The sequence below is a fragment of the Kitasatospora sp. NPDC058243 genome, assembly GCF_042882025.1.
Lineage (GTDB): Bacteria > Actinomycetota > Actinomycetes > Streptomycetales > Streptomycetaceae > Kitasatospora.
Genome location: NZ_JBHVWW010000019.1, coordinates 19,814 through 42,941, shown reverse-complemented (window position 1 = coordinate 42,941; position 23,128 = coordinate 19,814). Strand labels below are relative to the sequence as shown.

The window sequence follows — 23,128 nt, the reverse complement described above, 5'->3', positions numbered from 1 at the left end:
CACCCCGCCTTCTAGGTGGTCCCCGAATGGTGTAAAGGTCCGACAACAGAAACGGGGGTGGATCGGGGGGGCGGCCCCCCCCCTCCCCCCCCGGGCCTGGTCACTTGACCAGGCGGGACCAGTCGGCCGGCTGCCCCGGGTCCAGCGCGCGCAACTGGTCGAGCACCTTGGGGTCCTGGGCGTCCAGCCAGTCGGCGACCTGGCGGAAGGACACGCAGCGGACGCCCTCCCGGGTGCAGACGCTCTTCATCACGTCCTCGATGGCCTGCATGTAGATGCCGCCGTTCCAGCTCTCGAAGTGGTTCCCGATGAAGAGCGGGGCCCGGCTGCCGTTGTAGACCCGTTCGAAGCCGTTGAGGTAGCCGTTGCGGGTCTCCTTCTCCCACGCGTCGTACTTCTTCGGATCGCCCTTGGTGGTGTCCCCGGACTGGTTGGCGAGGAAGTTGAAGTCCATCGAGAGGACCTGGGCCGATTTGCCCGGGTAGGGCAGCAGTTGGAGCGGGAAGTTCCAGATCCCGTCCTTCTTGCCGGGCCAGACCTGGAACTCGCCCGGTGAGCTGGCGTCGTACCGGAAGCCGGCCGCCTTCTCGGCCGCGAGCAGGTTCTTCTGGCCCTCCAGGCAGGGGGCGCGGCCGCCGACCGCCTCCTTGGTGTAGTCGAAGGGCAGCGGCGGGAGGTTCTTGAAGCCGGTGTTGGTCTTCCAGTTGGTGACGAAGGAGATCGCCTGGTCGAGCTCGCTCTTCCACTCCTCGGTGCTCCAGTCGCCGCCGCCCTTGGAGCCGCAGAAGTGCCCGTTGAAGTGGGTGCCGATCTCGTTCCCGTCCTGCCAGGCCAGGCGCAGTTGCTCCAGGGTGTCCTTGATGTGGGCGTCGGTGGCGAAGTCGATGGCGGAGGCGCCGGCGTCGTGCTGCGGCGGGTGGTAGAGCGTGCGTTTGGACTTGGGCAGGGTGTAGATGCCGCTCAGGAAGAACGTCATCTGGGCGTTGTTCTCCGTGCCCAGCTTGCGGAAGCGCGAGAACTGTTCGTCGTCGCCCTCCAGCGCGCCGTCCCAGGAGAACACCACGAACTGCGGCGGCTTCTCACCGGGCTTCAGCTTCTCGGGCCGGGGTTGTCTGGGCTGCGGGCCGGTGTCGGAGGTGGAGCCGTCGCCGAGCACCTTGACCTGGCCGTCCCAGGTCGGCGTGGCGCTGGGGGTCGGGGTGGGGTTGGTGCTGCTGGGACTGTCGGAGGGTGTGCCGCTCGGGTCGGGTGTGCTCTCCGGCGCGGCGCCGGCGGTGGCCGGTCTGCCCTTCGAGTCGGGGCCTCCCGTGCCCAGGCCGAGGGCCACGACGACCCCCGTTGCCAGCAGGACAGCCACGCCACGAGCAGGCCGCACCGTTCCTCCGCTTCTCCGACCCGCCGTCAAATGCTGGTCAGATAGTCATACGTATGGTGCGAACATCAGAACACCTTGATCGACAATGTGTCGAGGCTTGCATGGGACGGGAGTTGGGAGATAGGTGTGCGACAGGAGGCCGGCCGCGCCCCGGGTGGGTGCGGCCGGCCTCCGGTCGGGCGGGCTCAGCGGCCCGCGTAGACGTCCTCGACGTAGCGGCGCTCGTCGATCAGGCCCTGGAGCCAGGCCTGGGCCCGGCCTTCGTCGGCGCCGGGGGTCCGGCTCCGGTAGAGCTCGCGGAAGGCGGCGCGGACGCCCGGGGCCATCCGGGCGCCGTCGCCGCACACGTAGACCTCGGCGCCGGCGGCGAGCAGGCTCCAGACCTCTGAGCCCTCGGCGGCGATGCGGTCCTGGACGAAGCGCCGGCCGTCGACGGGCTGTTCGCTGAAGACCGGGCGCATCGAGACGGCGCCGGCCTGCTCGGCGGCGAGCAGTTCGTCGCGGTGCAGGTAGTCGGCGTCGGGCGCGTCGCAGCCGAAGTAGAGCAGGGCCGGGGCGAGTTCGGTGTCCCTGGCGGTGGCCTCGTCGGCGGTGGCCTTGTCGGCGGTGGTGGCGGCGGCGAGCAGGGCGCGGCGGTCGGCGACCGCGCCGCGGAACGGCGCCAGGCCGGTGCCGGCCGCGATCATGATCACCGGAGCGCGGTGGCCGATCCGGAACGTCTCGCGGCACGGCTGGAGGCGCGCCAGCACGGTGTCCCCGACGGCCACCCGGTCGAGGTAGCCGGAGCCGACGCCCCGGAAGGAGCCCCGGCCGGAGCGGGCCGGGGCGTCGAGCACGGAGACCATCAGGTCCACGTGGCGCGGGGCGCTGGTCGGCGAGGTGGAGATGGAGTACATCCGGGGTCGGATCGGCGGCAGCAGTTCCAGCAGCACCGGCCAGGTCAGGACCTCCCGCAGGGCCGGGTGGTCCTCGACCAGGTCCAGCAGCGTCCGCGGGTCGTCCTCGGGCAGCGCCCGCAGCGCGGCCCGCTCGGGCGGGCAGGGGTTGAGGTCGGCCAGCGTCGCGCGCTGGGCGGCGCTCGGGCGGTCCTGCAACTCGACGTGGTGGGTGAGCAGTTCGCGGACCGTCAGCGGCCGGTCCACGGCGAGGATGGTGCGCCGGTTCGCCACGATGCCGAGCAGGGTATCCGGGTCGGCGCCGAACACCTTGGCGGCGCGCTCGACCAGGGCCGGGTCGTTGGCCGGCAGCACCGAGACGTGGTCCGCGGTGCGGTAGTCGACGCCCTCCGGCAGGGCCAGCCGGACCAGGCGCTTGACCCGGGGGTAGGCGGGGTCGGTGAGGCTGCCGACCGCCGTGACGGTCAGCCCGATCACGCGGCGCTTCGCGGCCAGGGCGTCCAGCGGGCCGCCGGCCAGCTCGGTCACGGTGTACGTCTCCAGGGCGGCGGCCTCGGCGGGCGCGGTGCCGGTGCCGGGGGCGGGGGCGACGACGGGTGCAGCGGCGTCGCCGTACCGCTCCAGCAGGGCCCGGCTCAGCGCCGTGGTGAACTCCGCCACCTTCCCGGCCAGATCGCCGGAGGCGTCGGCCGCGCCCCGGGCGAGCAGCCGGGTGCCGCCGAGGGCGGCGAGGCCCTCGTCGATCAGCGTCGGCACGCGCTGGTACGTGGCGGCGTACGTCCGGTCGCCGATGCCGAGCACCGCGTACCGGACGTCCTTCGCGAACCCGGCGGTGCTCGCGGCGCCCTCGCCGCCCTCGGCCTGTTCGGCCTGCTCGGTCGCCGTCCGGAGCCGGCGGACGAACTCCGCCGCGTCGTCCGTCGGCTGGCCGTTGTACGAGGCGGCGGTGATCACCACCGGCCGGTCGGTGGGCAGCCCGTCCGCGTAGGCGTCCAGCGGGGCGACGGCGGTGTCGCAGCCGAGCGCGGCCGCCGCGTCGGCCAGCTGCCGGGTGAACTCGCGGCAGGCGCCGTAGTTGGAGCCGTGCAGGAGCAGCAGGCCGGTGCCCTGGCGGACCCGCCCGGGCAGGTCGGCGGCGCGGACGGGCGCGTCCGCCACCGCCGGGGGCGTGGGCGTGCGCGGGGCGAGGGCGAGGGTGAAGTCGTCGGGCTTGATGGTGAGCGTCTGCTTGATGGTCAGCTGGTAGTCGGCGTGGTCGATCAGCCGGTAGCGGTGGACCAGCATGCCGAGCAGCATGGTCGCCTCGTGCAGCGCGAACTGCCGCCCGATGCAGGCGCGTTCACCGGTGCCGAAGGGCTTGAAGGCGTGCGGTGAGCGGGCCGCCTCCGGCTCGGGGTCGAAGCGGGAGGGGTCGAACAGCTCCGGGTTGTCGCCCCAGACGGGGTCGCGGTGCAGCATCATCGTGGCCACCAGGACCGGCTCCCCGGCGCGGACCGGGATCCGGCCGCCGAGCAGGGTGTCCGCGCGGGCCTCGCGGCTGAACGCGGGGGCCGTCGGCCACAGCCGCAGCGCCTCGTTGAGCACCTGCCGGGTGTACCGGAGCCGGCCGATGTCCTCGTACGAGGGCTCCGGATCGGCCTGGTCGCCCCAGAGCGCGTCCACCTCGCGCTGGACCTCGCGGAGTACGGCGGGGTGCTTGACGAGGTAGTACAGCGCGAAGGAGAGCGCGCCCGAGGTGGTCTCGTGGCCGGCGATCAGGAAGGTGATCACCTGGTTGCGGATGTTCTCGGCGTCCAGTCTGCTGCCGTCGGCGGGGTGCACGGCGTCGAGCATCAGGCCCAGCAGGTCCTCGGCCGGGCCCTGTTCGGGGCTGCCGGCGCGGGCGGCGATCACCTCGTCCACCACCGAGGCCAGGTACCGGGCGTCGCCCCGGGCGGCCTGGTCGGGCTCGCTGTGGTCGAGTTCCGGGTCGCGCAGGAGCTTGTTCATCGCCCAGTTCAGGGAGCGGACCATCGCCTCGACGAAGGGGTGCGGCTCCTCCCGGTCGAAGGAGCCGAAGTCGAAGCCGAAACCGGCCAGCCCGATGGTGTCCAGGGTCATCCGGGTCATGTCGCCGGGCACGTCCACGACCAGCCCGGCGGCCGACCGGCCGTCCCAGGACTCGATCAGGCGGCGGGCCACCCGCAGCATCACGGGGTGGTAGGTGCGCATCGAGCCGAGCGCGAAGGCGGGCATCAGGATGTCGTGCGCCCTGGCCCAGTTCGGCTCCGCGTTGTACGCCGTGAACAGGCCGTCCCCGGTGAACTCGCGGACGTTCTCCAGGGCCGGTCCGATCGACTTGGTGAACCGCTCCTCGTCGGCCAGCTCCTCGACCAGGTCCAGGCCACTGACGATCAGGGTGTCCCGCCCGTGCAGGCGCTGGACGAAGGCCGGGGCGTGCCGCCGGGCCAGCTCCATGGTGCGCAGCAGGGGGGCGGCGATCGGCGGCGCCGACGAGATGTCGACCAGCGGCACCCCGGCGGGGCTCTGCCGGGGCACCAGGGTCCCGGGCGGGAGCCCGGCCCCGGCCGGATTCGCAGCCTCGGCTGCCGCCGGGGTCATCGTCTCGGTCATGGGTTGTCGCCTTCCGTGGCAGGAGAAACCTCGTCGTCCTCCACTCTCGCCCGATCAGGGCGGGAACCCGGGCCCGAGGACTACATGTTTGTGCAGTAGCGGCGGGCGCGGAAGACTTGTCAACGGACCGTCAGGTCTGCTGCACGCGCAAGTTGTACACGGGAGGGGCCGGGCATGAGACTGACCGACTGCGAGTCGACGGCGGAGAGCTGGCAGGACCTCGCCGTCATCTGGCGCAACCGGACGCTGCGGTTGCTCGACCACGTGCCGGTGGCGCTGGCGGTGTGCGAGTTCAGCGGCCGGATCATGATCGTCAACCGGGCGATGGCCGCCGAATTCGGCCTGCTGCCCGGGCAGTTGCGCAACCGGAAGATCCTGGAGTTCTTCACCCTCCGGGACAGCGCCACCATACCGGCGCTCGCCGAGGCCGTCCGCCTGCACCGCCGCTCGCAGTACCCGGCGCCGGTCTCCTGGTCGGCCGCCGACGGCACCGAGCGGAGTGGCGAGATGACCGTCGCCCTGGTCGGCGACACCCCGGAGGACGCCCCGAACCTGCTGCTCTCGCTGCCGGTCCGCACCGGGCCCGCCGGCCCGCCGGCCGCCCCCCGCCCCGAGGTGAGCCCGATCGAGGCCCGGATCCTCGCCGCCGCCGCCCGCGGCGCCACCACGGCCCAGATCGGCCGGGAGATCGGCCTCACCCCGGACGGCGTCAACTACCACCTCGCCCGGCTCACCCGCCGCTGGCGGCTGCCCAACCGCACCGCACTGGTCGCCCGCGCCTACGCCACCGGCGTCCTGGCCCCCGGCGCCTGGCCGCCGGAGCCGGCCCCCCGACCATGACGGGGGCGGCTCGCGGGGGGAGGCCGGCGGGCTGGGTTGCGCGGGCTGGGTTGCACGGGGCTGGGCCGTTCGGTGATTTAGTTATATGCTCACAATGATTTCAACAATACAAATACTTGTGGAGCCCCCACCATGCCGGACGCCGCCCCACGACGGCCCTGGCTCGTGCTCGCCATCTGCTGCATGAGCCTGCTGATCGTCAGCCTCGACAACACGATCCTGAACGTCGCCCTGCCCGCCATCCAGCGCGACCTGCACACCTCGGTGTCCGGGCTGCAATGGACGGTCGACGCCTACACGCTGGTGCTGGCCAGCCTGTTGATGCTCTCCGGCTCCACCGCCGACCGGGTGGGCCGCCGCCGGGTCTTCCAGATCGGACTGGTGGTCTTCACCGCGGCGTCGCTGCTGTGCAGCCTGGCCCCCGGGCTCGGCTGGCTCGTCGTCGCACGGATGCTCCAGGCGGTGGGCGGATCGATGCTGAACCCCGTCGCCATGTCGATCATCAGCAACACCTTCACCGACTCCCGGCAGCGTGCCCGCGCCATCGGCGTGTGGAGCGGCGTCGTGGGCATCAGCATGGCCGCCGGACCGATCGTCGGCGGCGCCCTGGTCGAGTCGGCCGGCTGGCGGGCCGTCTTCTGGATCAACGTGCCGATCGGCCTGGCCGCGCTGTTCCTGACCCGCAGGTACGTGCCGGAATCACGGGCGCCGCGGCCCCGCCGGGTCGATCCGGTCGGCCAGGTGCTCGTCATCGTCCTGCTCACCGCGCTCACGTACGCGATCATCGAGTCGCCGGAGCGCGGCTGGACCTCGCCGCTCGTCGTCGGCTGCGCGGCGGCGGCGCTGGGCGCGCTGCTGGGCCTGCTGTGGTACGAGCCCAGGCGCGCCGACCCGCTGATCGAGCTGCGGTTCTTCCGGTCCGCGCCGTTCGCGGGCGCCACCGTGATCGCGGTCGCCGCCTTCGCCTCCCTGGGCGGGTTCCTGTTCGTCAGCTCCCTCTACCTGCAGAACGTGCGCGGGCTCACCCCGCTGCACGCCGGGCTGTTCATGCTGCCGATGGCGGTGACGGCGCTGCTGACCGCACCGTTGTCCGGCCGCATGGTCGCCTCCCGGGGGCCGCGCATCCCCCTGCTCCTCGCCGGGGCGGCCCTGTGCGCGAGCGCCGTGCTCCAGGCGCTCACCTACTCCGAGCACCTTCCGACGGCCGTGCTGGTCGTCGCGTACCTGCTCTTCGGCACCGGCTTCGGCCTGGTCAACGCGCCCATCACCAACACCGCCGTTTCGGGCATGCCCCGTTCGCAGGCCGGTGTCGCGGCCGCGGTGGCCTCCACCAGCCGGCAGATCGGCCAGTCCCTCGGCGTGGCCGTCGTCGGCGCCCTGATGGCGGGCGGCGCGTACGCGCACACGGCGGCCTTCACCGACGCCGGGCGGACGGCGTGGTGGATCATCGCAGGCTGCGGCGCTGTCGTGCTGGTCACGGGTACGCTCACTTCCGGCCGCTGGGCCCGGGAGACGGCCCTGCGCACGGCGGAGCGGCTCGCCGCCGAGGAGACGCCTGAGACACCGGAGGCGCCGGGGACGAGGGAGACGAAGGAGACGGTGAACACCTGATGGACCGCCCGCACACCGGCGAGCACCACGAGGGGGACGAGGCCGCCACCAGCACGGCGACCAGGGTCTGGCAGGGGCTGAACGCGCTCGTCCTGGAGCGCTACGACCGCCGCAAGACCGTCGCCGAAGCCCTCGGCATGAGCTTCAGCCGGGTCAGGGCGCTGCGCCGCCTCGGCGCCGACCCGATCACCCTGCGGGACCTGGCCGAGCGGCTGGGCAGCGACCCGCCCTACACCACCGTCATCGTCGACGACCTGGTGCGGCGCGGCCTCGCCGAACGCGTCACCAATCCCGCCGATCGCCGGTCCAAGCTGGTCCATCTGACCGAGGAGGGCCAGGCGAAGGCCGCCCTCGCCGCCAGGATCCTCACCACCCCGCCCGACGACCTGCTCGCCCTGCCCCCGGAGGACATCCAGGCGCTCGACCGCGTCCTGGCGAAGCTCCTGGACTGAACCCCCCGGGGCGGGTGCCGTCATGGCCGCCGACGGGCTGTGAGGCCAGCGTGAAGGTCGTGGGTGGGGCCGGTGATCGGCCGTTGATCGGGCGTAGACGGCAAGCCTGCAGCATCTGGAACCGGAGGGGACCGGTTCGGAGGCCACAGCCTGACCACCGGGACCCACGCGGTCGGACCACGGACCGCGCGGGTGCCCAGCGCTGATGCCGCCACCGGTCCCGACCCCCATCAGGAGTCCGGACCACGAAGGGCAGACGAGGCATGGACGGCGGGCAGTGGGTGCAAGCGGTGAGGCCGGCGGCGGGCTTCGGCGAGCAGTTGAGGGTACGGCGCGAGCGGATCGGCCTGACCCAACAGTGCCTGGCCGATCACGCCACCCTGAGCGTGCGGGCGATCCGGGACATGGAGAGCGGCCGAGTCAGAAGGCCGCGGAACGAGACCGTCCGGCTGCTGGCGGACGCGCTGCGGCTGGAGGGCCGCAGCCGGACGGACTTCGAGGAGGCCGCCCGTCGGCACCCGCTCGCCGATGAGCCGGCGGCCGTGGCGCCGGTCGCCCCGCCGGTGGCGCGCGGGGCCATCGTCGGCCGGGAGATGGAGGCCGAGGTGCTGTCCGACGCCTTCGCCGTGCACGGGGACCGGCTGGTCTCGCTGGTGGGGCTCGGCGGGGTCGGCAAGACCCGGCTCGCCCTGGAGGTGGCCCGCCGCCTGCACCTGGCCGCCTGCTGGTCGGTGCGCTGGGTGGACTGCGCCGGCGACCCGGCCCCCTGGCACGGCCGGATGGACGACATCGTCCGGGACATCGGCGACCGGCCCGCCCTGCTGGTGCTGGACGGCGCCGACGGCGGGGTGGACGCCGGCCGGCTGGACGGGCTGTTCCACCACTGCCCCGGGCTGCGGGTGCTGATCACCGCCCGGGAGGCCTGGCCGCTGCCCGGCGGGCAGGTCGTCCCGCTCGCGCCGCTGCCCGTACCGGCCCCCGAACTCGACGCCGAACCGGAGGCGCTGGCGCAGATCGGCGCCGTCCGGCTGCTGCTCTCGCACCTGCGCCGGCTGCGCCCCGGCTACACCCTGGAGCGCTCCGAGGCCCCCGCCGTGGCCGCGCTCTGCCGCCACCTGGACGGCCTGCCGGGGGCGTTGGAGCGCGCGGCGGGGTGGACGCTGGTGCAGTCCACCGCCCAGCTGCTGGCCCGGCTGTCGGCCGGCCCGTTCACGCTGGCGGCACCGCCGGTGGTGTACGGCACACGCGGTGACGTCCGGGACGAGGTGGAGCCGGCGATCCAGCGGTTGACGGAGCGCCAGCGGGCCCTGCTGGACGTGCTCGTGGACGAGCCCGGCGACTGGTCGGGGGAGGACGCGGTGGTCCGCAGCGGCTGGGCGCCGCAGACCTGCCTGGCGACGGTGCACGAACTGCTGTCGCGCGGGCTGATCCGCAGCGTGCCCGCCCGCGACGGGGTGCGCTTCACGGTGCTCAACGTGTGCCGCCGCCTCCTCCAGGAGGAGCCCGGGCACCGGTTCGCGCCGGCCGGGGACGTCCAGCTGCTCGCCGTCGCGGGCTGACCACACGGCGGCCGGCCGGGTGATACTGCCGCATCTTGCCCGCATCTTGCCGCACGAGCTGCCGGTCGCCGGGCCCGATCGTTCCTAGCGTTCTCCGCAGGGCTGGACCGTCGCGGAATACGCGCCGGAATTCCCGGGCCGCCGGCTGGGGCGTCGGCGGAATTCCATCGAGGATCGCTACCGACGAGGGCTGGATTGTGGAGCACAGAAATGCTGGAGAGAGAAGACTGGACGTCGTCGTGACGACGACGGCCTCGGATTCGCACACCTGGAACCTGGTGTTCCTGCAACTGCTGCTGGAGGAAATGGGCCACCGGGTGACGAACCTGGGCGCGTGCGTCCCCGACGCCCTGCTGCTCTCCGAATGCCGCCGGATCGAACCGGACCTGATCGTGGTCAGCAGCGTCAACGGGCACGGCTACCAGGAAGGACTGCGGGTGATCCCGGCCCTGCGCGCCTGCCCGGAACTGCGGCGCACCCCGACGGTCATCGGCGGCAAGCTCGGCATCGCCGGAACCGACGACCCCGACCGCGAGCGCACGCTGCTCGCGGCCGGCTTCGACCGGGTCTTCGAGGAGGACTCCGCGGTGGCCGGGTTCCGCGAGTTCGTCGACGGGCTGCACTCCCGGGTCCTGCTGTGACGAGCTTCGGCGCGTTCGTGGCGCAGGCCGCGGAGGCCGGCGCACTGGTGGTCCAGCCCCGGATGGGGATGGCGCAGGCGGCCCGGATGCGGGAGGGCCTGCTCGCCACCCGGGCGGCGGCCGCCGTCACCGTCGGCACCATCACCCTGGACAGCTACACCCGCACCGGCGACCTCGACGCCGCGCGGCGGGCCCTGGCCGCCGGGGCCGGCCTCAACGGCTACCCGATCGCCACCCACCCGGTCGACGTCACCCGGGCGGTCCTGGCCGGGGTGGCGGACGCGGGCTTCCCGGTACAGGTCCGGCACGGCTCGGCCGCGCCGGAGCACATCATCGGGGCGCTGCTGGCGGCCGGCCTGGACGCCACCGAGGGCGGACCGGTCTCCTACTGCCTGCCGTACGGCCGCACCCCGCTGCACGAGGCGGTGGCCCGCTGGCAGCGCAGCTGCGAACTGCTGTCGTCCATGCGGGAGTTCGGTGCGGATCCGCACCTGGAGACCTTCGGCGGCTGCATGATGGGCCAGCTCTGCCCGCCCTCGCTGCTGATCGCCATCAGCGTCCTGGAGGCGCTGTTCTTCCGTCAGCACGGGCTGCGCAGCATCTCGCTCAGCTACGCCCAGCAGGCCAACGCCCGCCAGGACGAGGAGGCGCTGGCCGCGCTCGGCCGGATCGCGGGCGAACTGCTCGCGGACGTCGGCCACCACCTCGTGGTGTACGCGTACATGGGCGTGTACCCGCGCTCGCCCGGCGGCGCCCGGCTACTGCTGGAGGACGCCGCGCGGCTCGCGGTGCGCGGCGGCGCCGCCCGGCTGATCGTCAAGACCACGGCCGAGGCGCACCGCATCCCGACGGTCGCCGAGAACGTCCGGGCGCTGGAGACCGCCGCCGCGGCCGCCACGGCGGAACGCGCCCGCCCCCGGCCCGCCGCCCCGCCGGACACCGGGATCGAGGCCGAGGCCAGGGCGCTGATCGGTGCGGTGCTCGACCTGGACGCCGACCTCGGGCGGGCCCTGGTGCGGGCGTTCGCGGCCGGCTACCTGGACGTGCCGTACTGCCTGCACCCCGACAACGCCGGGCGGACGCGCAGCTCGCTCGGCCCGGACGGACGGCTGCTGTGGTCCGCCGTCGGCTCGATGCCGATCGCCGGGCTCGCCGAGGGCGGCCGCGCGCCGATCCTCGGCTCGGCCGGGCTGCTGGCCGCGCTCTCCCAGGTCCAGCAGCGCTACGACGACCGGGCCGGGCGCTCGCCCGCACCCGCACTGCGGGGGCTGCCCGCCGCGCGGTGAGACGCCCGGTGAGACGTCCGCTGAGACGCCCGGTGAGACGCCCGGTGAGACGTCCGGTGAAACGCCCGCTGAGAAACCACGCTTCACGCTTCACGCTCCACGAGAGAACGAGAGAAGAGGACCCCGACCATGCCCGACACCACGCCCCTGCCGCCGACCGACCCGGGCCGGCACCTGACCGCGCCGGCCACCCGCAGCGCGCTCCGGATCCAGCAGCACCTGCTCACCGCGGCCCGCGAGTTCCTGCGCGGCCGGGGCTTCACCGAACTGCTGCCGCCGATCATCGGCCCGGTCACCGATCCCGGTGCGCGCGGCTCCAAGCAGGTGGACATCGACTTCTACGGCCACCGCTACAAGCTGATGACCAGCGCGATCCTGTACAAGCAGGCCTCGCTGCTCGCCTTCGACAAGATCTTCTGCATCGCCCCGAACGTCCGCCTGGAACCGCTGGAGACCGCCGGGACGAACCGGCACCTCGCCGAGTTCCACCAGTTGGACGTGGAGGTCGCCGGGGCGAGCCGGGACGACGTCGTCCAGCTGGCCGAGGACCTGGTGGTGCACATGGTCGACAGCACCGTCCGCGCGCTGCCCAAGGAGTTCGCCGAACTCGGCCGGGACCCGCAGGCCTTCGCCGAACTGCTGCAGGGCTCCTTCGGCCGCATCCGGCACGCGGAGGCGGTCGCCGAACTCCAGGGCATCGGGCACCCGCAGAGCCCCGAGGCCGAACTCGACTGGGAGGGCGAGGCGTTGCTGTCGGCCCGGCGGGACCGGCCGTTCTTCGTCACCGACTACCCGAAGGGCTCGCGCGGCTTCTACGACCGCGAGCACCCCGACGACCCGGGCCTGCTGCGCAACTTCGACCTGCTGGCGCCCGAGGGCTACGGCGAACTGTGCAGCGGCAGCCAGCGCACCAACGACTACGCGGAGATCGTCACCCGGATGCGGGAGACCGGCGAGAACCCGCAGAAGTACCGCTGGTACCTGGACCTGGTGCGCGAGGGCGTGCCGGCCAGCGCGGGCTTCGGCATCGGGGTCGAGCGGCTCACCCGGTACGTCGCCGGGCTGGACGCCGTCTGGCAGGCCAGCGCCTTCCCGAAGATCGCCGGGGTGGTGTCCCCGTGAGCGACCTCAGCGCGCCGGGATTCCCGGAGGAGGAGGTCCGGCGCCGGGCCCGCGCCGGGGCGGCCGCCGCCTTCCCGCCCGCCGAGGAGTACGGACACGTGCTGTTCGGCGCCGGCCAGCCGGGCGCGGCGGACCGGGCGGCGCCGCCGGACGCCCTGGACGCGCTGCGGATCGTCCCGCCGCTGTTCCTGCCGCAGCGGCTGGCCAAGCTGATCGACCTCGGCCGCGAGCCCGACTACCGGGACGTCGAACTCACCACCGTCATCGGCGGGTTCGCCTCAGCGCTGCCGGTGTACGTCTCCGCGACCGGCTCCACCCGGGCCGCCGGCGGTGACCTCGGGCTGGCGCTGAGCCGGCAGGCCGGGGCACTCGGCATCCCGATGGTGATCGGCGAGAACGTGGTGCCGGTCAACGGCTACGGCCGGCTCGGCGAGGCGGCCGACCGCACGCTGCTCGGCCGGCTGCGCGCCTACACCGAAGAACTTCCGGACGGCCTCGGCGGCGTGGCCGTCCAGCAGAGCACCGAGGACGCCGACGCCGAGGTGTGGAACCTCGTCCACAGCGACCCGGCCGCCCTGCCGCTGCTGGAATCCGGGCGGCTGGCCTTCGAGTTGAAGGTCGGCCAGGGCGCCAAACCGGGCCTGGGCGGCATGACGGTGCTGGAGGCCGAGGCCGCCGCCGCGCTGGGCGACCGCTTCGGGCTGGACCCGTTGTTCGGCGACGGGCGGGTGCTGCGCGCCGCCACCCCGGGCACCTTCACCGCGGAGATCCTGCGCCAGCAGATCCGGCTGATGCGCAACAACTACCCGCGGGTGCGGATCTGGGTGAAGCTCTACCCCGGCCGGGACGTGGCCGAGGCCGCCCGGGTGGCGCACGAGGCCGGGGCGGACGCCGTCGTGGTGGACGGCGCCGAAGGCGGAACCGGCTGGGCGCCCGGGGTGTTCCTGCCGCACGTCGGACTGCCGCTCGCGGAGTGCCTGCGCCGGCTGGCGGTCGCGCCGCCGCCCTCGCTGCTGGTCTCCGGGCGGATCTGGGAAGGCGCCAGAGCGGTCAAGAGCCTGGCCTCGGGGGCCCGTGCGGTGGGCCTCGGGCGGGCGGCGCTGATCGCCGTGGCGGAGGACCGGGAATCCGGGCTCCGCCGTTTCGTGGACTGTCTGGCGCTGGAACTCCGACTGCTGATCAGCGCGCTCGGAAAGTACGCTCCGCAGGCCCTGAACCGGGAGGACGTCTGGTCCCCCGAGGAATGCGGAATCACCGCCGGCCGGTAGTCCCGGCCTGCCCGGGTCGATTCCTGCGGCATGTCCGGAAAGTGGCAGCGGAAAACTGCCGATTTCCTTCCTCCTTTCCTGCCGATAGGGCCGTCGAATTGCCCCTATCGTCGAACTCGTCGCCGATTCATCTCACTTCTGGGGCTGGATGATGTCCTCTCGCGGTTTCCCTACTGAGAATGCTGCGCCCGAAAGCGCGGCGCCCGAAATCACGGTGCCTGAAATAACGGTGTCCGCTTTCGAGCCGCCCGCTTTCGAGCCGTTCGCCTCCGCCGTCCGCCGCTTTCCGGAGCGGCCGGCCGTCCGCACCGGCGGCCGGACCGTCAGCTACCGGGAGCTGGACGGCCTGACCGCCGCGCTCGCCGCCCGGCTCGCCCCCGGGGGGACGGTCGCCGTCACCGGCCGCGACCGGCTGGACCACGTGGTCGCGCTGCTGGCGGTCCTGCGGGCCGGCGCCACCTACCTGCCGCTGGACCGGGAGGCCCCGGAGGAGCGCAACCGCTGGATCACCGAGGACGCCGGGGCCTCCCTCGCCCTCGGCGGCGAGGAGCTCACCGAGCTCACCGGGCGCAGTGCCGCAGCCGGTGCCGCTGCCGGCTACGTCATCTACACCTCCGGCACCACCGGCCGCCCGAAGGGCGTGCACGTCCCGCTCGCCGCGCTCACCGGCCACCTGGCCGCCGCCGTCCGGACCTTCGGCCTGACCGAGCAGGACGTGGTGCTGCAGTTCGCCCGTCCGACGGTGGACGTGGCCGTGGAGCAGGTGCTCGGCGCGCTGTCCGCCGGGGCCTGCCTGGTCCTCCCGGAGCACCAACTCCTCTCCCCGGCCGAACTGCTGGACCTGCTGGACGCCGAGGGCGTCACCGTCGCCAACCTGGCCGCCGGCTACTTCCAGGACGTGGTGGCGGCCCTGGGCGGCCGGGTGCCGCGCACCCTGCGGCTGATGATCTCGGGCAGCGACAAGCTGGAGCCCGCCACCGCCGCCGCCTGGTGGGCCGCGACCGGGGTGCCGCTGCTGAACGCGTACGGACCGACCGAGACCGTGGTCACCGCCACCACCCACCGGCTCGCGGGCGAGCAGCCCGAGGCGGGTGTGCCGATCGGGACCGCGCTCGGCGGGCGGCGGCTCTACGTGCTCGACGAGCGGCTGCGTCCGGTGCCGCCCGGCACGGCCGGCGAACTGTACGTCGGCGGGCCGCTGCTGGCCTCCGGCTACCTCGGCCGCCCGGGCCTGACCGCCGACCGCTTCGTCGCGGACCCGTTCGTGGACCCGTTCGCGGACCCGGGCGGGGCGGCGCCCGCAGCGCCGAGCGGCGCTCCCGGCGCGCGGATGTACCGCACCGGCGACGTGGTGCGCCGCACGACCGAGGACGGCCCGCTGGAGTTCGTCGGCCGCAGCGACCACCAGGTGAAGGTCCGCGGCTTCCGGGTCGAGCCGGGCGAGATCGAGCAGGTGCTGGCCGGGTACCCGGGCGTCACCGGCTGTGTGGTGGTGGCGCGCGAGGGCCGGCTGGCCGGCTACCTGACCGGCGCCGCGCCGCAGTACGCCGAGGCGCGGGCCTGGCTGGCCGAGCGGCTGCCCGAGCACATGATCCCGGCGACGCTCACCGCGCTGGACGCCTTCCCGCTGACCGGCGGCGGCAAGGTGGACCGCCAGGCCCTGCCCGAGCCGCAGGCAGCCCCCGAGGGCCAGCCGACCGGCCGCCCGCCGCGCACGCCCGCCGAGCAGCTGATCGCGGCGGTCTGGGCGGACGTGCTAGGGGTGCCCGAGGTCGGGGCGGACGACAACTTCTTCCACCTGGGTGGCGATTCGCTGACGGCCGTGCGGGTGGTGGGTCGGGTCTTCGACGTCTTCGGCATGGTGTCCCCGTACACCATCTTCGACGCGCCGACGCTGGCGGAGTTCGCCGCCGCGGTGACCGCCGCCTCCGGCGGTGAGCGCCCGGCGCTGGTCCGCTCGGGCGCCGCCGAGGCCCCGCTGTCCAAGTTCCAGCGCGGCCTCTGGTTCCTCGACCAGTGGAACCCGGACGCGCCGACCTACGTGGTGCCCTGGGTGTTCCGGTTCGCCGGGCCGGTCGACCCCGAGCTGCTGCGCCAGGCGCTGGCCGGGGTGGTGGCGCGGCACGAGAGCCTGCGGACGACCTTCGAGCTCGCCGAGAACGGCCCGCGCCAGGTCGTCCACCCGGCCGTGGAGCTGCCGTTCACGCTCACCGAGACCACCGCCGGCCAGGTGGACGACCTGGTGGCCGAGGCCGCGCTGGAGCCCTTCGACCTGGAGGCCGGGCCGCTGGTGCGGGCGCGGGTCTTCCGGGCCGCCGGGGCGACCACGCTGCTGCTGCTCCTCCACCACATCGTCTGGGACGAGGGCTCGCTGCCGGTGCTGGAGGCCGAACTCCAGGAGCTGTACGCCGCGGCGGCCGAGGGGCGCCCGGCCGAACTGCCGGAACTCGCCGTCCAGTACGGCGACTACGCGGCCTGGCAGTACCAGGACGACACCGCCGAGCGGCAACTCGATTACTGGCGCGAGCAGTTGGCCGACGCGCCGGACGCCGACGCGCTGGTGCCGGACCGCCCCCGCCCCGAGGAGCAGGCCTTCCGTGGCGCGTTCCACCGCTTCGCGATGGCGGATCCGGTGGCCGGGGCCGTCCGGGCGCTCGCCCGCAGCGAGGACGCCACCCCGTTCATGGTGCTGCTCGCCGGGCTGGCGCTCACCCTGCACCGCCGCTCCGGGCAGTGCGACCTGGTGCTCGGCTCGCCGGTGAACGTCCGTGGCCGGGCCGAACTCGACGGCCTGATCGGCTACTTCGTCAACCTGCTGCCGCTGCGCCTGAAGGTCGAGGAGGGCGTCTCCTTCCGCGAGCTGGTCCGGCACGTGCGCGAGGTGTCGATCGCCGGCTACCGGCACCAGGAGGTGCCCTTCGACGACATCGCGAACGCGGTGGTGGAGGAGCGCCCCGAGGACCGCAACCCGCTGTGCCAGGTGCTGCTGGAACTGCACCCGCTGGACACCCGCCCGCTGACCGTCGGCGGCTGCGAGGTCACCCGCGAACTGCACTCCAACCCCGTCTCCCGCTTCGACCTGTCCGTCTCGGTGGACGACCGCGGCACCGGCTTCACCGGCCGCTTCGAGTACGACAGCGACCTCTTCGAGGCCGCCACCATGGCCGGCCTGTGCGAGCAGTGGCTGGGCACCCTGGCCGCCGCCCTGGAGGTGCCGGGGCACGCCCTGTTCGAGGCGCAGGCCGCCCGGGCCCCGCAGGCCACCGCCCTGATCTCCGGTGAACGGACCGTCCCGTACGGCGAGCTGAACGCCGCCGCGAACCGGCTGGCCCGCCACCTGGTGGGCCTCGGCATCGGCCGCGGCGACACCGTCGCCGTACTCGCCGAGCGCGGGCCGGAGATGGTCACCGCGCTGCTGGCCGCCCTCAAGACCGGCGCCGCCTACACCCTGCTCGACCCGGACTTCCCGGCCGAGCGGCTGGCCGGCGCGGTCGCCGACACCGGCGCCGCCACGGTGATCACCCACGGCCACGCCACCGTGCCGTTCGCCGTCCGGCGCCAGGTGGACCTGGACGCCGCGGCCGCCGAACTGGCCCGGTGCGCGGCGCACGACCTCGGCCTGCCGGTCGACGGCGGCGACCTCGCCTGCGTGATGTTCACCTCCGGCTCCACCGGCCGCCCCAAGGGCGCGGCCGTCCCGCACCGCGCGCTCACCACCACCTACCTCGGCCAGGACTACGCCCGCTTCGGCCCGGACGAGGTCTGGCTGCAGTGCTCGCCGGTTTCCTGGGACGCCTTCGCGCTGGAGCTCTACGGCGCGCTCTGCTTCGGCGGAGCGTGCGTCCTGCAGCCCGGCCAGCGCCCCGACCCGCAGGCCATCGCCGAGCTGACCCGCCGCCACGGCGTCACCGAACTCCAGCTCTCCGCCAGCCTGTTCAACTTCCTGCTGGAGGAGCTCCCGGAGACCTACGACGGCCTCAAGCTGGCCATCACCGCCGGCGAGCGGGCCTCCGTCACCCATGTGGCCAAGGCCCTGGAGGCCTACCCCGGCCTGGTGGTCGCCAACGGCTACGGCCCGGTCGAGAGCCTCGGCCTGACCACCTGCCACCAGGTCGGCCCGGAGGACGTCACCGGCAGCTCCGTCCCGATCGGCGTCGCGCTGAACGGCAAGGGCATCCTCGTCCTGGACGAGCTGCTGCGCCCCGTCGAGCCCGGCGTGACCGGCGAGCTGTACGCCTCCGGCGGCGGTCTCGCCTACGGCTACCTCGGCCGGCCCGGCCTCACCGCCGAGCGCTTCGTCGCCTCCCCGTTCGGCGCCCCCGGCGAGCGCATCTACCGCACCGGGGACCTCGGCTACGTCAGCGCCGGGGGCCTGCTGGAGGTCACCGGCCGGATCGACGACCAGGTCAAGATCCGCGGCTTCCGGGTCGAGCCCGGCGAGATCGAGGACGCGCTCACCCGGCACCCCGCCGTCCAGGAGGCCGCCGTCACCGTCCACGAACCCGCCCCGGGCGACCACCGCCTGGCCGCCTACGTCACCGTCGGGGCCGACGCGCCGGACCCGGAGGTGCTCCTCGACCACCTGGCCGGCCTGCTGCCCGAGCACATGGTGCCAGCCACCCTGGACGTCCTGGACGCCCTGCCGCTCAACCACAACGGCAAGGTCGACCGGAAGGCGCTGCCCGCCCCCGCCGGGCGCCGGGCCGCCGCCCGCGACCCGCTGACCGAAGCCGAACGGCTGGTCGCCGAGGCCATGTGCGAGGTCCTCGACCTCACCGAGGTCGGCCGGGAGGACAACTTCTTCCGGATCGGCGGCAACTCGCTGGCCGCCGTCCGGGTCGCGATGCGGCTGTCCCGGGAGACCGGCACCCGCGTCCCCCCGCAACTGGTGTTCCGGGCCAGGACCGTGAGCGCCATCGCCGAACGGCTGGCCGCCCGATGACGGGCCGCACCGCACACGAAGGGAACGAGGCCGTGAGCCCGTCCGACCACCCGGCGCGCACCGCGCCCGCCTCGGGGCTGCAACGCGGCCTCTGGTTCCTCGACCGCCTCGATCCGCGGCAGGTCACCTACTGCACGCCCTGGACGGTCGACGTCACCGGCCCGCTCGACCTCCCGCTGCTCCAGCGCGCGCTGGACGCCCTGGTGGCCCGGCACGAGGTGCTGCGCACCACCTTCGCGCTGCACCCCGACGGCCCGCGCCAGCAGGTCCACCACACCCTCGCCGTGCCGCTCGCGGTGACCGACCTGCGCCCGCAGGGCGGCCCCGAGCAGGCCGGACGCCTGGAGGAACTGCTCACCGCCCGCTGCGCCGAACCCTTCGACCTGGCGGCCGGCCCGCTGCTGCGCGCCGAGGCCTTCCAACTGGCGGACGAGCGCACCACGCTGCTGTTCACCGTCCACCACATCGTCTGGGACGGCTGGTCCGCCGAGGTCTTCGAGCGTGAACTCGCCGACCTGTACGGCGCCGCGGTGCAGGGCCGGCCCGCCGAACTGCCGGAACTGACCGTGCAGTACGCCGACTACGCGGTGGAGGAGCTCGACACCTCCTTCGAGGAGCACCTGACCTACTGGAAGGAGCAGCTGCACGGCGCGCCCGCCCTGCTGGAGCTGCCCACTGACCGGCCCCGGCCCGCCGAGCACGGCGCGGCCGGACGGACCGAGGAGTTCGGGCTCGCCCCCGGCACGGCGGCGAAGGTGCGCGCCCTGGCCGAGGCGGAGGGCGTCACCCCCTTCACCGTCCAACTGGCCGCCTTCGCCCTGCTGCTGAACCGCTGGACCGGCGCCGACGACCTGGTGATCGGCACCCCCGTCACCACCCGCAACCGGCCCGAACTGGAGCACCTGCTCGGCTACTTCGTCAACCTGCTGCCGCTGCGCCTGCGGCTCGCGCCCGGGCTGAGCTTCCGCGCCCTGCTGGAGCACGTCCAGGACGTCGCCTTCGAGGCCTACGGCTACCTCGACGTGCCCTTCGACCAGCTGGTCGACCAGCTCGGCACCGCCCGCACCGCGCAGCACCCGCCGCTGGTCCAGGTGGTGTTCGGCGCCCACGGCGAGGACCGCACCCCGCTCGTGCTCGGCGCGGCCACCGCCGAGAGCCGGGTGCGCTCCAACGGCACCAGCAAGTTCGACCTCACCTGGTCCGTCTTCGACAGCAGCGGGACGGGCAGCGGGGCCGGCAGCCGGACCGGCGACCCCGGCGGCTCCGGCGGCGAACTGCGCGGCGAGGCCGAGTACCGCAGCGAGCTGTTCGACGCCGGGACGGTGCGCCGGCTGGCCGCCGACTTCGGCGCCCTGCTCACCGCGGCCCTGGACGACCCCGACGCCACCGTGCTGCGGCTGACCGGCCGCACCGCCGCGGCCGAGGCCGTCCGGGCCACCGACACCCCCGGCCACTGCCTGCACCGGCTGTTCGAGCAGGCCGTCGACGCCTACCCCGACCGGCCCGCCGTCAGCGACTCCGGCCACACCCTGAGCTACGCCGAACTCGACCGCCGGGCCAACCGCCTGGCCCACGCCCTGCGCGCCCGCGGGGCCGGCCCCGGCGACCGCGTCGGCATGCTGCTGGACCGCACGGCCGACGTCCTGGTCACCGTCCTCGGCGTGCTCAAGACCGGCGCCGCGTACGTGCCCGTCGACCTCGCCGCCCCCGCCGACCGCGCCGCGCTCGTCTTCGCCGACGCCGACGTCACCCTCGTCGTCACCGACCGCCCGGACCGGGCCCCCGAAGGCCCCTGGCAGGCCTACGACCTGACCGCCGAGGCCGCCGACCTGGCCGCCCGGCCGGACCACCGCCCGCCGGCCGCCGGGCGCCCCGGCGACGTCGCCTACATCATCTTCACCTCCGGCTCCACCGGCCGCCCCAAGGGCGTCGCCGTCGCCCACGAGCACGTCAGCCGGCTCATGGCGGACGGCGCGGAGCACTTCGGCTTCGGCCCGGAGGAGACCTGGACGCTCTTCCACAGCTACGCCTTCGACTGGACGGTCTGGGAGATGTGGGGCGCCCTGCTGCACGGTGCCCGCCTGGTCGTCGTCCCCTACGTCACCAGCCGCTCGCCGGAGGAGTTCGCCGAACTGCTGGAGCAGGAGCGGGTCTCCTTCCTCTGCCTCACCCCCTCGGCGCTGCGCCAGCTGGAGCCCGTGCTGCGGCGCGGCCCGCGCGACCTGTCCGCGCTGAAGTGGATCATGCTCGGCGGGGAGGCGCTGGACCCGGGCGTCGTCCAGCGCTGGTTCGAACTCGACCCGCCGCCCCCGGCCCGGCTCTGCAACCTGTACGGCATCACCGAGACCACCGTCCACGTCACCACCCACGACCTGGCCGGCAGCGCCGGCTTCGAGCGCAGCCTGATCGGCGCGCCCATGCCGCACCTCACCGCCCAGGTCCTGGACGACTGGCTGCGCCCGGTGCCGCCCGGCGCGGCCGGCGAGCTGTACATCGGCGGCGGCAGCCTCGCCCACGGCTACTGGGGCCGCCCCGGCCTCACCGCGGGCCGCTTCGTCGCCGACCCCTACGGCCCGCCCGGCGCGCGGCTCTACCGCACCGGCGACGTCGCCCGCCGCCTGCCCGACGGCGGACTGGAGTACATCGGACGCGCCGACTTCCAGGTCAAACTGCGCGGCTTCCGGATCGAGCTCGGGGAGATCGAGAACGTGCTCGCCGCCCACCCGGACGTCGACGCCTGCGTCGTCACCGTGCACGACGACCGGCTCGCCGCGTACGTCACCGGGCGCGAGCCCGCCGACGTGCGCGCCTTCCTCGGCCGCGCGCTGCCCCCGTACATGGTCCCGGCGAGCTTCACCGTCCTGGAATCGCTGCCGCTCACCGTCAACGGCAAGGTGGACCGCGCCGCGCTGCCCGCCCCCGGCCAGCGCAGCACGGCCACCGGAGGCCGCCACGTCGAGCCGCGCACCCCGGAGGAGGAGGCCTTCGCCGCCGTCTGGACGGAGGTCCTCGGAGTGGACGGCATCGGCGTCCACGACGACTTCTTCCACCTCGGCGGCGACTCCATCCGGGCCGTCCAGCTCGCCGGCGCGCTGCACGAGCGCGGCTGGGGGGTGAGCCTGCGGGACGTCTTCAACGCGCCCACGGTCGCCGCCCTGCTGCCGCTGGCCGAGCCCGTCGCCGAAGGCCCGGCCGACCACGAGCCCTTCGCCCTGATCACCCCGGAGGACCGCGAGGACCTGCCGCCCGGCCTCGCCGACGCCTACCCGATGGTCTCCATGCAGCTCTCCATGGTCTTCCACATGGAGATCGCCGGCGGCACCGACAGCTACCACAACGTCAACTCCTACCGGATCTCGGGCGACCTCGACGAACAGGCCTTCCGCCGCTCGGTCGCCGAGGCCATGGAACGCCACGCGGTGCTGCGCACCGGCCTCGACCTGTCCGGCTACGGCGAACCGCTCCAGCTCGTGTACGGGCGGCTGCCCGCGCCCGTCGAGTTCACCGACCTGCGCGGCGAGCCCGACCAGGACACGGCGGTCCGCGAGGTGTTCGACACCCACCGGTGGACGCCCTTCGACCTCGCCACCCCGCCGCTGTTCCGGATCACCGTGCAGCGCCTCGCCGAGGACGCCTTCCAGCTCACCATCTCCGAGCACCACGCCATCCTCGACGGCTGGAGCTTCACCTCGCTGTTCACCGAGATCCTGGAACGCCACACCGCCCTGGCCGCCGACCCGCTCGGCGCCCCCACCCCGCCGCCGCGCACCGCCTTCCGCGACTTCGTGGCCGTCGAACGGCAGGCCGCCGGGGACGAACGGTCGCTCGCCTACTGGCGCGACCGGCTGTCCGGCGTCAGCGGCCAGCTGTTCCCCGGCAGCGAGGACGTGCACGAGGCGCCGCGCACCGTCGAGCGGGTGCTGCCCGAGGCGCCCGAGCAGCTGCGGCAGGTCGCCGACGCACTCGCGGTGCCCCTCAAGTCGGTCGCCCTCGCGGCCCACCTGCACGCCCTCGCCGCCATCACCGGGCGACGGCGCGTCACCACCGGCCTCGCCGTGAACGGCCGGCTGGAACGGCTCGGCGGCACCGAGGTGTACGGGCTGTTCCTCAACACCGTCCCGCTGAGCTGCGAGCCCACCGACGACCTGCTCGCCCTGGTGCGCGAGGTGCACCGGGAGGAACTGGACATGATGCCGCACCGCCGGGTGCCCTTCGCCCGGCTCGCCCGGCTGATGACCGACACCGCGCTGGACAGCCAGTTCGGCTACCTGCGCTTCCACGCCCTGGGCCGGCTCAGCTCGGCCCGCATCGTGGACGGCCGGATCGGCTGCGAGCCGACCCTGCGCCACGAACCCAACAGCTTCGCGTTCGGCGCCTCGCTGATCCAGGACCCGGTCTCGCAGCGCGTGCTGCTCGCCGTGGACCACCAGCGCTCCCTGGTCACCGACACCACCGCCGAGCAGTTCATCGACACCTACACGGCAGCCCTGCACGCCATGGCCGCCTCCGTCCGAGAGTCCTGA

12 protein-coding genes are annotated in these 23,128 nt (G+C 74.0%); 10 read left to right on the top strand and 2 right to left on the bottom strand.

Features of this window, described 5'->3' with window-relative positions; translation table 11 throughout:
• Positions 1 to 100: 100 nt before the first annotated feature.
• A complete protein-coding gene (locus ACFVX9_RS15400) occupies positions 101 to 1,357 on the bottom strand; it encodes a hypothetical protein (RefSeq protein WP_387981986.1) in 1,257 nt (418 codons plus the stop codon).
• Positions 1,358 to 1,560: 203 nt separating this feature from the next.
• Positions 1,561 to 4,884: a cytochrome P450 gene (locus tag ACFVX9_RS15395; protein ID WP_387981984.1), complete on the bottom strand. Its 3,324-nt coding sequence runs from the start codon at positions 4,882 to 4,884 to the stop codon at positions 1,561 to 1,563.
• Between the two features lie 174 nt (positions 4,885 to 5,058).
• Between ACFVX9_RS15395 and ACFVX9_RS15390 the strand changes: the two genes are divergently transcribed.
• The 10 genes from ACFVX9_RS15390 (at position 5,059) to ACFVX9_RS15345 (ending at position 23,128) form a co-directional block, all read left to right on the top strand.
• A complete protein-coding gene (locus ACFVX9_RS15390) occupies positions 5,059 to 5,724 on the top strand; it encodes a PAS domain-containing protein (RefSeq protein ID WP_380376847.1) in 666 nt (221 codons plus the stop codon).
• Positions 5,725 to 5,856: 132 nt separating this feature from the next.
• The gene (locus ACFVX9_RS15385; protein ID WP_387981982.1) at positions 5,857 to 7,335 is read left to right on the top strand and encodes an MFS transporter; all 1,479 of its coding nucleotides are present in this window, start codon (positions 5,857 to 5,859) and stop codon (positions 7,333 to 7,335) included.
• On the top strand, positions 7,335 to 7,787 hold the full coding sequence (locus tag ACFVX9_RS15380; RefSeq protein WP_380376841.1) for a MarR family winged helix-turn-helix transcriptional regulator: 453 nt from the start codon (positions 7,335 to 7,337) through the stop codon (positions 7,785 to 7,787). Before ACFVX9_RS15385 ends, ACFVX9_RS15380 begins: the two co-directional genes overlap by 1 nt.
• Before the next feature lie 263 nt (positions 7,788 to 8,050).
• The gene (locus ACFVX9_RS15375) at positions 8,051 to 9,346 is read left to right on the top strand and encodes a helix-turn-helix domain-containing protein (RefSeq protein ID WP_380376838.1); all 1,296 of its coding nucleotides are present in this window, start codon (positions 8,051 to 8,053) and stop codon (positions 9,344 to 9,346) included.
• Between the two features lie 239 nt (positions 9,347 to 9,585).
• Entirely contained in the window at positions 9,586 to 9,987 is a 402-nt protein-coding gene (locus ACFVX9_RS15370) for a cobalamin B12-binding domain-containing protein (protein WP_380343369.1), read from the top strand.
• Complete coding sequence (locus ACFVX9_RS15365) at positions 9,984 to 11,273, top strand: methylaspartate mutase (RefSeq protein WP_380483957.1); 1,290 nt, start codon at positions 9,984 to 9,986, stop codon at positions 11,271 to 11,273. The genes ACFVX9_RS15370 and ACFVX9_RS15365 overlap by 4 nt, the downstream gene beginning before the upstream one ends.
• Positions 11,274 to 11,402: 129 nt before the next feature.
• Positions 11,403 to 12,395, top strand: coding sequence for an asparagine synthetase A (locus ACFVX9_RS15360; protein ID WP_380376833.1), 993 nt, complete (start codon positions 11,403 to 11,405; stop codon positions 12,393 to 12,395).
• Positions 12,392 to 13,663, top strand: a complete 1,272-nt coding sequence (locus ACFVX9_RS15355) for a glutamate synthase-related protein (protein WP_387981980.1) — start codon at positions 12,392 to 12,394, stop codon at positions 13,661 to 13,663. Before ACFVX9_RS15360 ends, ACFVX9_RS15355 begins: the two co-directional genes overlap by 4 nt.
• Positions 13,664 to 13,892: 229 nt before the next feature.
• Complete coding sequence (locus tag ACFVX9_RS15350; protein ID WP_387981978.1) at positions 13,893 to 18,605, top strand: amino acid adenylation domain-containing protein; 4,713 nt, start codon at positions 13,893 to 13,895, stop codon at positions 18,603 to 18,605.
• A 32-nt stretch (positions 18,606 to 18,637) separates the two neighbouring features.
• Positions 18,638 to 23,128 (top strand): amino acid adenylation domain-containing protein, encoded by a 4,491-nt coding sequence (locus ACFVX9_RS15345; RefSeq protein ID WP_387981977.1) that lies wholly within the window; start codon positions 18,638 to 18,640, stop codon positions 23,126 to 23,128.

Bases quoted from the DNA above. Each gene is read 5' to 3' on its own strand.
- ACFVX9_RS15395 (WP_387981984.1), bottom strand. From the start codon at position 4,884: ATGACCGAGACGATGACCCCGGCGGCAGCCGAGGCTGCGAATCCGGCC.
- ACFVX9_RS15390 (WP_380376847.1), top strand. From the start codon at position 5,059: ATGAGACTGACCGACTGCGAGTCGACGGCGGAGAGCTGGCAGGACCTC.
- ACFVX9_RS15385 (WP_387981982.1), top strand. From the start codon at position 5,857: ATGCCGGACGCCGCCCCACGACGGCCCTGGCTCGTGCTCGCCATCTGC.
- ACFVX9_RS15380 (WP_380376841.1), top strand. From the start codon at position 7,335: ATGGACCGCCCGCACACCGGCGAGCACCACGAGGGGGACGAGGCCGCC.
- ACFVX9_RS15375 (WP_380376838.1), top strand. From the start codon at position 8,051: ATGGACGGCGGGCAGTGGGTGCAAGCGGTGAGGCCGGCGGCGGGCTTC.
- ACFVX9_RS15360 (WP_380376833.1), top strand. From the start codon at position 11,403: ATGCCCGACACCACGCCCCTGCCGCCGACCGACCCGGGCCGGCACCTG.